Consider the following 13,688-nt stretch of genomic DNA (forward strand, 5'->3'; position numbering starts at 1 on the left):
TGTCAGTCCGTGTGGGGAGGCTCCAATGGTGCCACCGCTCGGGCGAAGAACTCGTCTAGCGGCTCGCCGGCGTCGTAGAGCGACTCGATGAACTTTTGGCATCGCGTCACCACGTCCGGGTTCCGCCAGCGGCGCGCCGCCTCGAGCAAGCCGTCGGCGTCGTAGATCGCCTCGTACATGACGTCCGTACCGAGGGTGTAGATCTCCGGCAGCGGGCCATCCGCCTCCGCGGCGGCGACCTGGTTCGGTGCCACCACTCGGGTCAGGCCGCCGTACTCGTGGCGTAGCCGCAGCACGTGCAGCTCCCACTGCAGGTAGGGCGTCAGTGGCTCCTGCACCACCCGCAGCCGGCGGGTAGCGAACCCGCTGTCGGCGATGCGCTGGTAGTAGTCGCCGAACTCGGAACGCCGCGCGTCGAGAATCCGCAGCGACTCTTCCCATCGACCAGCGGCGAACGCCTGCCAGCCCTCATCCTGCGGTTCCTTGAACGTTTGTTGCCGTTCCAGTTTCCAGAATCCTGGCGGGCCGGTCTTCCAGAACCGTTGTTCGAATTCGGCCCAGTAGTCGTCGAGGGCCAGCAGCTCGCCGGGGTCTCCGCCCAGGAGTTCACGCATCAGGGATGTCTACCTTCGCCGCGATCATGGTCGATCGGGGAATGATGATAAGCCGCTCACCGGGGTCGACGGAGACTCCCTCGGGCAGCCGGTCCTGGTAGGTCTCGGTGAGATCCTGCCCGATCACGGCGACGTCACCGTTGCTCAGCTCCCAGATGTCGGGACAGCTGCCGTCCCCGGAGGTGTTGCCCAGTTCGTGCGACGACTTGCCCCATCGGCGGTTCAGCTCGGCGGACGGGTCCGCCTCCCACCGACGTGGACTCATGCCAACCCCCTGATTAGGTGATGCCGAGAGCACGGATAGTAACATCGAACAAGCTGGATTACAGTCATGCTTGCCGACTCCGGCCCGGATGGTGATCCTGGGGGGTGAAGGGTGTGGAGGATCCGCTCATGCTCGCGGCGGCGACGACGCTGGTCGCCTGGGCGACCACCGAACTCGCACAGGGATCCCGGTCAGCTGTATCCGGCCTGACCGAGTATCTCCGCCACCGATTCCGTCACGAGCAGGCAGCCCAGCAGACCGTGGAGGTCGCGCTACGCCACCCGACTACGGATACCGTTCAGCGCCTCGGAGCACTCCTCGAACAAGAGGCGCTCGGTGATCCCGCGTTCGGTGCCGAGTTCCTCGAACGCTTCAGGAAGGTCCAGGCGATCGTCGCGGCCAACCAGGGCGATGTGACCAACACCGTCTCCGGCGACGTCAGCGGATCGGTGGTGCAGGCGCGTGACGTCCACGGCGGCATATCCCTCGGCGGACACAGCGGCGCCTGATCAGCCGCTGTCCACTGGTGACCCGCGGCCCGCCCGTACCGCCGGCGCGCCGGCCCCAACCCGGCCGACGTGACCCGGCTGGCCGCCCACGTCGGCCCAACTCGGCAGTTGGCCCACCGGGGGCACTGCCGGCGGCACCATTTGGTGCAGCGCATCACCGTCCCGGACATTGAACGCAATGACTTTCGACCAACTCGCCGCTCTGCACCGAACCGGTCGACTGCTACGCGGCGGGCAGATCAACCACCTGGACGGTGGTGACTCTGACCGTCGAAACTTCGGACAACCCCCCGCCAAAACGATCAGCAGTTCAGCCTGATGTCCGCAACCCCACTCGTCGTCGACAGCGGCCGTGACACTCCACTGCCCATGACACGAAAAGTCCGATACGAGGCCGCCCGAATCGTGAACCCCGGACATTCAATAGGCCGCTGCAGGTCGTCGTGCAGCACCGTTGGCGGCAACCTCTGCGACGAGAAATGTAGCCGCAGCCGGGGCCTCTACTCAGGAACTCAAAGCCAGCAAGGGTCCGCGACCAACCGCCCGCCGGACCGCGCCGTCCCCTAGCCCTCCATCGCCGCAACCCAAGAAGCCGCCGACCCGGTCCAGTCCGGGAAGGGGTCAGCGTCAGAGCACGCCTGCCCCGGGTGATCGCGGCGAGCGCCGCTCACCGCTGCTCCCAATCTGCTCCCAATGTAAGCGGCACATACGGCGAAGCCCGTTACCGGCTTATCCGGCAACGGGCTTCTGACCTGCGCAAACTGAGAGTGGGCGATGCTGGTATCGAACCAGCGACCTCTTCGGTGTGAACGAAGCGCTCTCCCACTGAGCTAATCGCCCTCAGCGCCACTGACTCTACCCGATCGTGGAACCGGACCGGAAATCCGGGGTCAGTGCGTCGCGAGGTAGTGCATCGCCTCGGCCACCACGTCGATGCCGAGGCTGTACTTGAGCGACAGCCAGACCACGGTGGCCACGAAGACCAGGCCAACGAAGCCGAGCACAGTTCGCACTATGAGTGACTGTCGAGTCACCCATTGTGTCCAGCCGTGGACATGTCGGCGGGTGAAGCCGAGCAGTCGGCGCGCCCAGTGGTATTCGACTGCCCAGATGCCCAGCCCGGCGATCACCAGCAGCCAGCCGGGGCCGGGCAGTGGGATGAGGGCGATGCCGATGGTCACCACTATCGCTCCGGCGATCGCAATGAAGATCTTGAGGGCGATCCGGCCGGTGGGGTTGGCCCGGATGAGGTCGAGGGTCAGCGAGATCCGCTCCCGCCACCGGGGGCGGCGCGGGGGTTCGCCGACGACGAGGACACCACCGGGACGATCGGCGTCGGACGTCGGCCGATCGGCGCGTTCGGGCTGCTTCATCGGCACTCCGTACCCCCGCTTTTCGGCTGCTTGGACCGCTACCTTCGGCGGGCCGAACGCCGTGAGCCGATCCACTGAGGATTTCTTCGCCACCATTTCACCCCCCAGTGTCGCTCAGGCCCGTCACTGCAACGGCCGACTGGACGTTACCGGAGTAAGTCGACGACTGAACCACCCGATGCCGGGCGGGATCACGCACTGGGCAGAACCGGAAATCCTACATGAATGTTCACATTCACGCGGCCTTTCCGTCCCCCTTCCCACCACTGGGTGAAGTCAGCGTATGGCGGAGCGTAGCCAGGAGTAGCACCTGAGTATGGGAAAAGCGGGACACGCGCGTTCCGCAGCGGTGCCGGGGGGAGAACGTCCATGAGTGTCATCCGACCGACGACCGTAGAGGTCGAGACGTCGCTAAGGCTCGTCGCACCTGACGCCACCGCCTTGCCGGTGCGTGCCAGTCTGCGTTACGACCCTGCTGACCCGTATGCGGTCCATGTCCTGTTCCATGCCGAATCGGCCGGGGGCGAGGCGGTGAGCTGGTCGTTCGCTCGCGAACTGCTTGTCACCGGCCTGGACGAGCCGGCCGGCATCGGGGATGTGCGGGTCTGGCCCTGGGCCACCCCGCGCGGCGATTTCGTCGCGCTGGCCCTCTCGTCACCGGACGGCAACGCCCTCTTCGAGGTGCCGCGCAGCGTCCTGGTGCGGTTCCTTCGCCGGACGTACGTCGTCGTCCCGCGCGGTCGTGAGGCCGAGCACCTGGACGTCGACACCGCAGTGACCCGGCTGCTCGCCGGTCGCTGAGCACCACCCGAACGGGAAGTACCGGCCACACCGGGGCCGCGCGGATCTGCCGAGTCCGCGCGGCCCCGGCACACCCGGGGGGTACGCGGGCAGCCCGACCCGGGGTGGTCGGTGTTCAGCCGTGCGTGGTGATGCCACCGTCGACGGGGATGACCGCCCCGGTGAGGTAGGCGCCCGCCCGCGAGGAGAGGTAGATGGCCGTGCCGGCCATGTCCTCCGGGCGGCCGATGCGGCCCAGCGGCACCTGCTGCTCGATGGCGGCCCGGCTGGCGGGGTCGTCGAGGGCGAAGGCCATCATCTTGCTCTCGAACGGGCCGGGCGCGATCGCGTTGACGGTGATCTGCTCGGCGGCGAGTTGGTGGGCCAGGCTGCGGGTGAGCATGTGCACCGCCGACTTGGTGGCCGAGTACGCGTACACCTCCATCGCTGGCACCCGGATGCCGTCGATCGACCCGATGTTGATCACGCGGGCCGGGTCGTCGGCGCTGGCGGCGGCGCGTAGCGCCGGCAGCAGCGCGGTGGTGAGCCGGAAGACGGCCTTGACGTTGACCGCCCAGAGCTTGTCGAACGCGGCACCCGGGTAGGTTTCCAGCGGTGCGCCCCAGGTCGCGCCGGCGTTGTTGACAAGCACGTCGAGGTGGTCGAAGCGCTCCCCTACGGCGGTGGCCAGCGCCTCGGCCCCGGCGTCGTCGCTGAGGTCGGCGGGGATGGCCTCGCACCGGCCCTCGGCGGAGAGTTCCTTGGCGACGGCCGCGCAGACGTCGGCCTTCCGGGACGAGATGATCACCTGGGCGCCGGCCCGCACGAAGCCCTGGGCGATCATCAGACCGATCCCCCGCGACCCGCCGGTGACCAGGACCGTCTTGCCTTCGACCGAGAACAGCTGCGTCATGCCCATCCCATCGCGAGTCGCCGGGGCCGCCGACCGGTCGGGTGGCCCGGGAAGCGCCGGGCGGGCCACGGACCGGATGGCACTACCGCCCGGTAACGTAGCCCGGCCGTCGGGATCGCGACAAGCCCCACGGACCGCGGTGATTCCGCGACCCGCGTCGATTGGGATGCGATGACCTGCGGTTCGGGCTACCGTCGCAGGCGATGGTCTCCACCGGTCCCTCCCCCGCGCCACCGATCGGTTCGGCTCCACCCGTACCCGACCAGATCGCCACGTTCGCGCTGGCCCACCTCGCCGGCGACCCGGGCTGGCGTCGGCCGGTGCTCGTCGAGCAGGAGCTGCTGATCCTCACCAGCCGTGGGCACGGCGACGCGGAAGTCGACTTCCACCTGTTGCCGTGCCGGCCCGGCACACTGCTGCGGGTCCGCGCCGGCCAGGTGCTGCGCTGCGCCGGCCCGCAGTTCGACGCCACTGTGGTGTCCTGGGATCCGGCGGCGTTGCGCGGCTTCGACGTCGATCTGGACGCGCCAGTCACCTGGCGGCAACTGGCCGGCGAGGACGAGGACGCGGTGATCACCGAGGTGAGCCAGTTGGCGGTGGACTGCCAGCGGCACGCCGACGGCCGTGCCGCCCGCGCGCTGCTCCGCCACCAACTGGCAGTGTTGCTGCTGCGCCTCACAGTGGCCGGGGGCGAACGCGTCACCTCCCGTCCCGAGGAGGAGACGTTCCACAGGTTCCGCCAAGAGGTGGAGCGCGGCTACCCGCGCACCCGACGGGTGGAGGATTACGCCGCCGACCTGCGTTGCTCGGTGCGTACCCTGACCCGCGCCTGTCTGGCCGTCACCGGCCGCAGCGCCAAGCAGGTCATCGACGAGCGGGTGGCGTTGCAGGCCGGCCGGCTACTCGCCGCGACCGACCAGCCGATCGCCCAGATCGGCCGGCGGCTCGGCTTCTCCGAGCCGACGAACTTCGGTCGTTTCTTCACCCGCGAGGTCGGGGTCAGCCCCGGCGCGTTCCGGGCCGCCCGCGACCAACCGCCCAGCGGCCGGGTGGTCCGCCCCCGCCCGCCGGTCGAGCCGAGCGGCGCCAACGGTGGCAGGTTCCGTCCCGGCACGCTCGGTGAACCGGCGAACGGTGGCCACTCCGGGTCGCCCACCGGACCGGCCCGCGGTGGCGGCCGGGCATGATGACGGGGTGCAGATCTCCGCGCGCGGCGACTACGCGGTACGGGCGGCACTGAGCCTCGCCACCGCGTACCCCTCGCTGCTGTCCACCCAGGCCATCGCCGGGGAGCAGGACATGCCCCGCAAGTTTTTGGAGGCGGTCCTTGCGGATCTGCGTCGGGCTGGCATCGTCCGCGCCCAACGTGGCGCAGAGGGCGGTTACACACTGGCCCGTCCGCCACGCGAGGTGACCGTCGGCGCGGTGCTGCGGGCGGTCGACGGCCCGCTGGCCGGGGTGCGCGGCCTGCGCCCGGAGGAAACCCGTTACGAGGGTGCCGCGGAGAACCTGCCCGGCCTGTGGGTGGCGGTGCGGGCGGCGGTGCGGCGGGTGGTCGACGAGGTGAGCCTCGCCGAGATCGTGAGCGGTAGACTGCCGGCCCACGTGCGCAAACTCACCGCGCTGCCGGACGCGTGGGAGCCGCGCTGACGTTAGCCGACAGCGCTGTCCTCAGCGGCCGAAGAGCTTCCGCAGCCAGGCGAGCTGTTCAAGCTGCTGGTGCGCCTCGCCACCTTCGTGGTCGTTGAACTCGTAAACGCGTACCTCCTTGTCGCCGCCGTAGCGGTGGTAGGCCGCGAAGCAGGTCGAGGGCGGGCAGGTCCGGTCCATCATCGCGACGGAGAACAGTGCCGGCGCGGTCGCGCCGGGCGCGAGAACGGCGGCGTCGACGTACGACAACGTCCGGAACACCTGGCTGCGCTGGTCCCGGTGCAGCGCGAGATACTCGGCGACCTCGCCGTAGGGGCCCTCGGCGGCGATCTGGACAGCGCGCGGGAAGTCGGACAGGAAGGGCACGTCGGGCATGGCCGCCGCCACCCCCGGGAACAGCGCGGCGACCGCCAATGTCAGGCCGCCGCCCTGGCTGATGCCGGTGACGACGACCCGGTCGGAGTCGACGGCGGGATGGTCCTGGGCGGCCTGGGCGAACCGGACCGCGTCGGTGATCAGCCTGCGGTAGTAGAAGTCCTCCGGGTTGGTGACGCCGCGGGTGAGGAAGCCGGGGACGGTGCCCGCCGGATAGGAGTGCGGGTCGGCGGTGATCCCGGGCGCGGCGCTCCAGCCCTGACCCCGGGTGTCCATGATGAGGTGCGCGAAGCCCGCCGAGGCCCAGAACAGTTTCTCGTGCGGCAGGCCACGTCCACGGCCGTACCCGAGATACTCGACCACGCAGGGCAACGGCCCGGCGACATTCGTCGGCAGGTGCAGCCAGCCGTGCACCGGCTCGCCGCCGTAGCCGGCGACGGTGACCGAGTGGGTGCGGATCGAAGTGAGACCTGTGTCGACGGGCTCGTACGCCGCCGCCGTCGGTTCGTCGACGCGCAGCGTCCGCTCCCAGAAGGCGGCCAGGTCGGCCGGAACAGCCAGTTCGGGTCGGTACGCCCAGCATTCGGCAAGGGTGAGGTCGCTCAATGCCACAGTTTGGCCTCCAGGACAGCGGGATCGTCAGTTGGTGTGGGGTCCCGGCGGCGACTGGGCGCCGGCCATCGCCGACGCGAACCAGCCGGTGATGGTGCTGGGGTGGGTGATCGCCGTGCCCACCACCACCGCCCACGCTCCGGCCCGCAGCGCCTGCGCCGCCTGGGCCGGGGTGTGGATCCGCCCTTCGGCGACCACCGGCACGTCGATCACTGCGGCGAGCCGGGAGACAAGGTCCAGATCCGGGCCAGGCTGCTTGGTGGTGTACGCGGTGTAGCCGGAAAGGGTGGTGCCGACCAGGTCGGCGCCCGCCTTGGCGGCGGCGATCCCCTCGCCGAGGGTGGAGCAGTCGGCCATCACCAGAGCCCCGGTCAGGTCGTGGACGGCGGTGATGGTGCCGGCGAGCGTTCGGCCGTCGGGTCGTGGCCGAGCGGTGCCGTCGAGCGCGACGACGTGCGCGCCGGCCCGCGCCACGGCCAGCGCGTGCTCCAGCGTGGGGGTGATGAAGACGTCGTCGTCCCCGTCCTTCCACAGCCCGATCAGCGGGAGGTCGACCGCCTGCCGGATGGCCGAGATGTCCGCCAGGCCCTGGGCGCGGATGCCGGCGGCTCCGCCCTCGGCGGCGGCGAGAGCGACCCGGCGCATCGTGTCCGGGGAGCGCATCGGCTCACCGGGGTACGCCTGGCAGGAGACGACGAGGCGGTGACGGAGCTGCGCGATCAGCGCGTTCATGCGGTGCCCTCCCAGGCAAGTGACGCGGCGCCGACAAGTGGGGCGTCCGATCCGAGGGTCGAGGCCAGGACGGGCACGTCGTCCAGACTGGGCAACGTCTCCCGCCGCACGGCGTCCAGAAGCGCCTGCCACCAGAGGTCGCCGAGGCCGGCGACCCCGCCGCCGATCACGACGGCAGCGGGGTCGAGCACGTTGACCAGTCCGCCGACAGCCGAGCCGACGGCAGTCCCGCCCAGCAGCACCACCTTGCGGGCGGTCGGGTCGCCGTCCGCGGCGCGCGCGGCGACCAACCGCAGGTCGTCGACCGGCCGACCGGCACGCCGCACGTACTCCTGGACGAGGCCGGGCCCGGAGGCGATCGCCTCCAGGTGCCCCTGTCCGCCGCAGGTGCAGGGCAGCCGCCCGGCGTACGGCGACGGCTGGTGACCGGCGTGGCCGGCCACGGAGTGGGCGCCGGCCAACACGGTGCCGCCGACGACGAACGAGGCGCCGATGCCGGTGCCGACCGCGACGAAGAGTGTCGTCTCGTAGCCGGCGGCCGAACCGTGGCGGGTCTCGCCGAGGGCGTGCGCGTGCACGTCGTTGATGACGGCTACGGGCAGGCCCAGCAGGTCGCGCAGTTGCCCGCGCAGATCCGTGCCGGCCCAGCCGGCCAGGGCGTCGGTGGCCGACAGCACCCGGCCGGTCCGGTGGTCGATCACCCCGGCGCTGCCGACTCCGAGGCCACGCACGGTTGTCCCCGTCGCCCTCCCCCGCAACCGGTCGACGAGACCGGCTGCGGTGTCGAGGATGGCGGTCGCTCCGGCCCGACCGGGGGTGGGGGCGGTGGCCCGGTGGACGACCTCGCCGTGGCGCGTCACGAGGGCGGCGGCCGTCTTGGTGCCCCCGATGTCGAGGGCGGCGACCACCGGGGGCTTGTGTGCCTCCGACATGGCTAGAGCAGCCCCGCCAACTCCAGCTGGGCACGCACCCGTGCCGTCTCGTCGGCGTCGAGCGGTCGCAGCGGAAGCGACACCGCGTTGCTGTCGATGACACCGAGCAGGGCCAGGGCGGTCTTGAACGCGCCCACGCCCCGGGTGGCCCCCGCCGCCGTCGCCGGGTCGGCCGCGTCGACGATCCGGAACAGCCGGGTCAGCCGGTCCTGCTCCGCGCGGGCGGCGTCCCAGTCGCCGTCCACGCAGGCCTGGTGAAGTCGCACGTAGCCGGCCGGGTCCACGTTGCCCAACCCGGGGACAGAGCCGGAGGCACCGGCGAGCATCATCGCGTCGACCACCACCTCGTGGCCGGTCAACAGGCTGAAGCCGACGTTCGGCGCGCGTTCCGTGATCGCCAGCACCAGCTGACGGAAGGAGACGTCGTCGCCGCTGGAGTCCTTGACGCCCGCGAGAACGCCCTCCACCGCGAGCCGGCTCAGCAGGTCCGGAGAGAGCTTGGTGTGCACACAGACCGGAATGTCGTACGCCAGCAGGGGCAACTCGACCGACGAGGCGAGGGACCGGAAGTGCCGCTCGATCTCGTGTGGGCCGACGATGGCGTAGAAGGGCGCGGTGGCCACCAGTCCATCGACACCTAGGCGCGTCGACGCGTCGGCCCGGTCGAGGACCCGGCGCGTGGTCGGCTCGATGCAGCCGGCGATGACAGGTACGGCACCCCCGACGGTCTTGACGACGGTTTCGAGGGCCTGGTCCCGCTGGCTGTCGGTGAGGAACACCGTCTCGCCGGAGCTGCCGAGGGCGAAGATGCCGTCGACGCCGGCGGCGAGCATCCGCTCGACGAGCCGTTCGAGGGAGGCGACGTCGACAGCACCCTCCTCGGTCAGGGGGGTGACGACCGGCGGCACGACTCCGGCGAACCGCGGGGCAGGGGTGGTCACGCTGTCTCCTCGACATGTAGGGGGGTGGTGCGGCCGGTCGATGCTCTGGCGAGCTCGACCAGCTCCGTGTTGCTGGATCCAGCGGGTACGGGGTGGTAGCACCGGAACTCGTGGAGGCCGGCACCGCCGCCGCCCGTCCTGGCTGGTGGCATCTCGATGGCGCAGCCGTCAGTGGCCTTCCAGCAGCGGGTGCGGAACGGGCAGCCGGTGGGCGGCCGGGTCGCGAGCGGGACGGGACCGACGAGCGGGATCGGATCCAGCGGTGAGAGCAGACCCGGCGTGGCGGAGAAGAGCGCCCGGGTGTACGGGTGCTGGGCGACCTCGGGGAGCCCTGCGGCGGGCGTCTGCTCCACGATCCGGCCCAGGTACATGGTGACCACGCGGTCGCTGATCCGTTTCACGGTCTGGATGTCGTGCGAGACGAAGACCATGGCCAGGTTCAGGCGCTCCTTGAGGTCCAGGAGCAGGTTGAGGATCTGCGCCCGCACCGACACGTCGAGGGCGCTGGTGGGCTCGTCGGCGATCACCAGGCCCGGCTCCAGGGCCAGGGCACGCGCGATGGACACCCGCTGGCGTTGGCCGCCGGAGAGCTGGCTCGGCAGCACGTCGGCCACCGAGCGGGGCAGGCCCACCAGGGCCATCAGCTCCCTTACCCGCTCCTCACGCTCCTTGCGGGTGCCACGCCGGTGCACGTCGAGCGGGTCACGCAGGATGTCGCGGACCGGCATGCGCCGGTTCAGCGACGTGGCCGGATCCTGGAAGATCATGCCGACCCCGGCGCCGATGTGCAGCCGGCGTTCCGCCGCGTTCATCGACCAGACGTCCTTGCCGGCGAAGGCGACAGTGCCGCTCGTCGGCCGCTGCAGACCCACAAGCACCTTGGCCATCGTGGACTTGCCGCAGCCGGACTCACCGACGACACCGATGGTCTCGCCGGCTCGCACGGTCAGGTCCGCGCCGGTGAGGGCGTACACCCGCTCGCGGCCGAACATGCCGCCCCCACGGGTGCGGTGAACCACGTGCACGTCGCGCAGCTCGACGATCGAGTCGTGTGAAACTGACGCACTCATCGGGCCAGCTCCTCTTCCCTGACATTGACGGCCGGGTGGTGACAGGCGTACCGGTGGTCGGTGACGCCCTCCAGGAGGGGCGTCTCCTCCCGGCAGATCTCGGTCGCCATGGGGCAGCGGTCGGCGAAGCGGCAGCCCGCCGGGAAGTCGGCAGGCGACGGCACCACACCGCGGATCTGGGTGAGCCGCTCCGCGCCGGCCTCAAGGGAGAGCACCGAGCCGAGCAGACCCCGGGCGTAGTGGTGCGCGGGCGCGCCGACCACGTCGGCGGTGACACCGCTCTCGACGATCTGACCGCCGTACATCACCACGACGCGGTCCGCGACGTCGCTGACCAGCGCCAGGTCGTGACTGACCAGGATCAGCGCGAAGCCGAGCTGGCCGCGCAGCCGCAGCAGCAACTCCATGACCTGCGCCTGGACCGTGACGTCGAGCGCGGTGGTCGGCTCGTCGGCGATGATCAGGCGCGGGTCCCGGGACAGGGCCATCGCGATGACCACCCGCTGCCGCTGCCCGCCGGAGAGCTCATGCGGGTACGCGGACAGGGTGCGCTGCGAGTCCAGGCCCACCAGTTCCATCAGCTCCTCGGCGGAGCGGGTGCCGCCACGGCTGATCATCTGGGCGAGCTGCGGACCGATGCGCAGTGAGGGGTTCAGGGCCGACAGGGCGTCCTGGTAGATCATCGCGATCTCGCGCCCCATCAGAGCCCGGCGTCGCTTCGCGCTCACCTTCAGCAGGTCGGTGCCCGCGAAGCGGACCTCGCCGCGCACCCGGGCCCCCTGCGGGAGCAGGCCCATCACGGCGAGCGACGTCAGGGACTTGCCCGAGCCGGACTCCCCCACCAGGCCCAGCACCTCGCCGGGGCGGACGTCGAAGGTCAGGTCGTCGACGATGTCGACACCCCGGTGCCGCCCCTCGAACCCGATGGACAGGTTCTGGACCTCCAGGACGGGCTCACCCTGCGGGAGCGGGCGGGCCCGCTCGCGCAGCCGCTGCGCCGCCTCGGGCAGGCCGGGCAGCCGCACCACCTCACCGGAGCCGGGCTGCGCCTCCTCCTGCGCGTCGCCGGCCCTGGTCGAGGTGGCCCGCCTCGCCGCCGGGGCGGCCCAGGCGTCGGACATGCCCTCGGAGAGCACGTTCAGGGCGAGCACGGTCAGCAGGATCAGCAGGCCGGGGAAGAACGTGGCCCACCAGCCACCGATCTGGACCATCTCCTTGCCGAAGGCGATGACCGAACCCCACGAGGACGCCGCCTCCTGGGGTGCCAGCCCGCCACCGATGAAGGAGAGGGACGCCTCGAACACGATCGCGTCGGCCACCATGACGGTGGCGAAGACGAGGATCGGGGCGGCGCAGTTGCGCAGGATGTGCCGCCAGAGGATGTGCGGTCGTCGTGCACCGATGATCCGTTCGGCGGCGACGTAGTCCTCCCGGTACTGCGAGAGCACGTTGGCGCGCACGATACGGGCGATCTGCGGCACGAAGACGAAGGCGATCGCGATGACGAGGACCACGAGGCTGTTCTTGCCGAAGGAGATGATCAGCAGGGCGGAGAGGACGATGGCGGGGAATGCCATGACGACGTCGAGGCACCGCATCACTACCTCGTCGACCGCCGGCCGGCTGGTTCCGGCAAGCGCGCCCAGGATCGAGCCGACCACCAGGGCGATACCGGCGCTGCCGAAGCCCACGATCAGCGAGCGTCGGGTGCCGGCGACCAGCCGCGAGAACACGTCGCGTCCGAGCTTGTCCAGGCCGAACCAGAAGTCGCCGTTGGGGCCGGTCAGCGCCGGTCCGAGCCCGGCCTGCGCGGGGTCGTGCCGCATGATCAGCGGCGCGAAGATGCCCACCACGACGATGAGCAGGACAAAGCTCAGTGCGATCCGGGCCGTGAGGCTGAGCCGTTTGAAGGCGATGCCGGGAACCGACAGCCGGGCGGTGAGTGTTCGACGCATCAGTGGGCTCCGCGCAGTCGTGGGTTGGCGAAGAGGTAGAGGATGTCGACCACCAGGTTCACGACGACGAAGCAGATGGCGATCGTCAGCACGGTCCCCTGCGCGAGGGCGGTGTCGTTCTGCTGCACCGCGCTCATGATCTGGGTGCCCATGCCCGGCAGCGAGAAGATGGCCTCGATGACGACAGTGCCGCCCAGCAGGTAGCCGATCCGCAGGCCCAGCACGGTGAGTGGATTGACGAGCGCGTTGCGCAGCACGTTGCGTCCGATCACCACTCGCGGTGGCAGCCCGGCGCCGATGGCCGTACGGACGTAGTCCTTGTCGAGTTCCTCGACCATCGACGTTCGCACGATTCGGGCCAGCGAGCAGCCGACCGGCACGGCGAGAGCCAGCGCGGGCATGGCGAGCGACTGCAGCCAGAGGGAGAACGAGTCACCGGGGTTGACGTACCCGCCGGTCGGGAAGACGGGGCGGCGCACCGACAGTTCCTGGATGAGCAGCAGGGCCAGCCAGAACGACGGCATGGCGATACCGGCCATCGAGACGAACCGGATGACCTGGTCGGGCCAGCGGTCCCGGTACAGCGCTGCGGGAATGCCGAGGGCCAGCGCGATGACCAGCGCACCGATGATGCCCAGGGCCGTCAGCTGGATCGTCAGGGGCAGCGCGGTGGCGATCTTGTCGGCGACCGGGACGGACGGCGGGAAGGTCATGCCCAGGTCGCCCCGGACCAGGTCGCCCAGGAAGTGCAGGTACCGCAGGGGCAGCGGGTCGTCGAGCCCGTTGGCGGCCTTGAACGCGGCCACCTGCGCGGGGGTCGCCTGGTCACCGAGAACGGACAGCGCGGGGTCGATCGGGGAGAACTGCATGATCACGAAGACGAAGATCGTGATGCCCAGCACCAGGGGTATCAGTGTCAGGAGTCGTCGCGCGACCAGACTCAGAACGCTCAGCATGGTGTCTTTCT

15 protein-coding genes and 1 tRNA gene are annotated in these 13,688 nt (G+C 70.4%); 4 read left to right on the forward strand and 12 right to left on the reverse strand.

All coding sequences use genetic code 11. From position 1 onward, the window contains the following. Window positions 1-2: 2 nt before the first annotated feature. Both AB0B86_RS08920 and AB0B86_RS08925 read right to left on the reverse strand, forming a co-directional pair. Window positions 3-614, reverse strand: a complete 612-nt coding sequence (locus tag AB0B86_RS08920; RefSeq protein WP_357404124.1) for a DUF6879 family protein — start codon at window positions 612-614, stop codon at window positions 3-5. Next, on the reverse strand, window positions 607-879 hold the full coding sequence (locus tag AB0B86_RS08925; protein WP_357404122.1) for a hypothetical protein: 273 nt from the start codon (window positions 877-879) through the stop codon (window positions 607-609). Before AB0B86_RS08925 ends, AB0B86_RS08920 begins: the two co-directional genes overlap by 8 nt. A gap of 113 nt (window positions 880-992) precedes the next feature. On the opposite strand from AB0B86_RS08925, the gene AB0B86_RS08930 reads away from it, so the two are divergent. After that, on the forward strand, window positions 993-1,388 hold the full coding sequence (locus AB0B86_RS08930; protein WP_357404120.1) for a hypothetical protein: 396 nt from the start codon (window positions 993-995) through the stop codon (window positions 1,386-1,388). Window positions 1,389-2,156: 768 nt separating this feature from the next. Here AB0B86_RS08930 and AB0B86_RS08935 read toward each other — a convergent pair. Then, window positions 2,157-2,228 (reverse strand) — tRNA-Val (locus tag AB0B86_RS08935). A gap of 50 nt (window positions 2,229-2,278) precedes the next feature. After that, window positions 2,279-2,836, reverse strand: a complete 558-nt coding sequence (locus tag AB0B86_RS08940) for a TIGR02611 family protein (protein WP_357404118.1) — start codon at window positions 2,834-2,836, stop codon at window positions 2,279-2,281. Window positions 2,837-3,130: 294 nt separating this feature from the next. On the opposite strand from AB0B86_RS08940, the gene AB0B86_RS08945 reads away from it, so the two are divergent. Then, on the forward strand, window positions 3,131-3,562 hold the full coding sequence (locus AB0B86_RS08945; RefSeq protein WP_053653619.1) for an SsgA family sporulation/cell division regulator: 432 nt from the start codon (window positions 3,131-3,133) through the stop codon (window positions 3,560-3,562). Between the two features lie 115 nt (window positions 3,563-3,677). Here AB0B86_RS08945 and AB0B86_RS08950 read toward each other — a convergent pair whose 3' ends face one another. Beyond that, on the reverse strand, window positions 3,678-4,454 hold the full coding sequence (locus AB0B86_RS08950; RefSeq protein WP_357404116.1) for a glucose 1-dehydrogenase: 777 nt from the start codon (window positions 4,452-4,454) through the stop codon (window positions 3,678-3,680). 203 nt (window positions 4,455-4,657) lie between these two features. On the opposite strand from AB0B86_RS08950, the gene AB0B86_RS08955 reads away from it, so the two are divergent. Beyond that, window positions 4,658-5,641: an AraC family transcriptional regulator gene (locus AB0B86_RS08955; RefSeq protein WP_357404114.1), complete on the forward strand. Its 984-nt coding sequence runs from the start codon at window positions 4,658-4,660 to the stop codon at window positions 5,639-5,641. 7 nt (window positions 5,642-5,648) lie between these two features. After that, window positions 5,649-6,104: an Rrf2 family transcriptional regulator gene (locus AB0B86_RS08960; protein ID WP_355032917.1), complete on the forward strand. Its 456-nt coding sequence runs from the start codon at window positions 5,649-5,651 to the stop codon at window positions 6,102-6,104. A 21-nt stretch (window positions 6,105-6,125) separates the two neighbouring features. Here AB0B86_RS08960 and AB0B86_RS08965 read toward each other — a convergent pair whose 3' ends face one another. Genes AB0B86_RS08965 through AB0B86_RS08995 form a run of 7 tightly spaced genes read right to left on the reverse strand, consistent with a single transcriptional unit; the run spans window position 6,126 to window position 13,677 of the window. Next, entirely contained in the window at window positions 6,126-7,091 is a 966-nt protein-coding gene (locus AB0B86_RS08965; RefSeq protein ID WP_357404112.1) for an acetylxylan esterase, read from the reverse strand. A 27-nt stretch (window positions 7,092-7,118) separates the two neighbouring features. Beyond that, on the reverse strand, window positions 7,119-7,823 hold the full coding sequence (locus AB0B86_RS08970; protein WP_357404110.1) for an N-acetylmannosamine-6-phosphate 2-epimerase: 705 nt from the start codon (window positions 7,821-7,823) through the stop codon (window positions 7,119-7,121). After that, the gene (locus tag AB0B86_RS08975; RefSeq protein ID WP_357404108.1) at window positions 7,820-8,755 is read right to left on the reverse strand and encodes an ROK family protein; all 936 of its coding nucleotides are present in this window, start codon (window positions 8,753-8,755) and stop codon (window positions 7,820-7,822) included. Before AB0B86_RS08975 ends, AB0B86_RS08970 begins: the two co-directional genes overlap by 4 nt. A gap of 2 nt (window positions 8,756-8,757) precedes the next feature. Continuing rightward, window positions 8,758-9,696 carry a dihydrodipicolinate synthase family protein gene (locus AB0B86_RS08980; RefSeq protein ID WP_357404106.1) on the reverse strand — a complete coding sequence of 313 codons (939 nt, stop codon included), beginning with the start codon at window positions 9,694-9,696 and terminating at the stop codon, window positions 8,758-8,760. Beyond that, window positions 9,693-10,766, reverse strand: a complete 1,074-nt coding sequence (locus tag AB0B86_RS08985; RefSeq protein WP_357417052.1) for an ABC transporter ATP-binding protein — start codon at window positions 10,764-10,766, stop codon at window positions 9,693-9,695. The genes AB0B86_RS08980 and AB0B86_RS08985 overlap by 4 nt, the downstream gene beginning before the upstream one ends. Further along, complete coding sequence (locus AB0B86_RS08990; RefSeq protein WP_357404102.1) at window positions 10,763-12,721, reverse strand: dipeptide/oligopeptide/nickel ABC transporter permease/ATP-binding protein; 1,959 nt, start codon at window positions 12,719-12,721, stop codon at window positions 10,763-10,765. The genes AB0B86_RS08985 and AB0B86_RS08990 overlap by 4 nt, the downstream gene beginning before the upstream one ends. Continuing rightward, window positions 12,721-13,677: an ABC transporter permease gene (locus AB0B86_RS08995; RefSeq protein WP_357404100.1), complete on the reverse strand. Its 957-nt coding sequence runs from the start codon at window positions 13,675-13,677 to the stop codon at window positions 12,721-12,723. The genes AB0B86_RS08990 and AB0B86_RS08995 overlap by 1 nt, the downstream gene beginning before the upstream one ends. Window positions 13,678-13,688: the final 11 nt, after the last annotated feature.

The organism is Micromonospora sp. NPDC049047 (assembly GCF_040649135.1).
In the GTDB taxonomy this organism is placed as follows: Bacteria; Actinomycetota; Actinomycetes; order Mycobacteriales; family Micromonosporaceae; genus Micromonospora.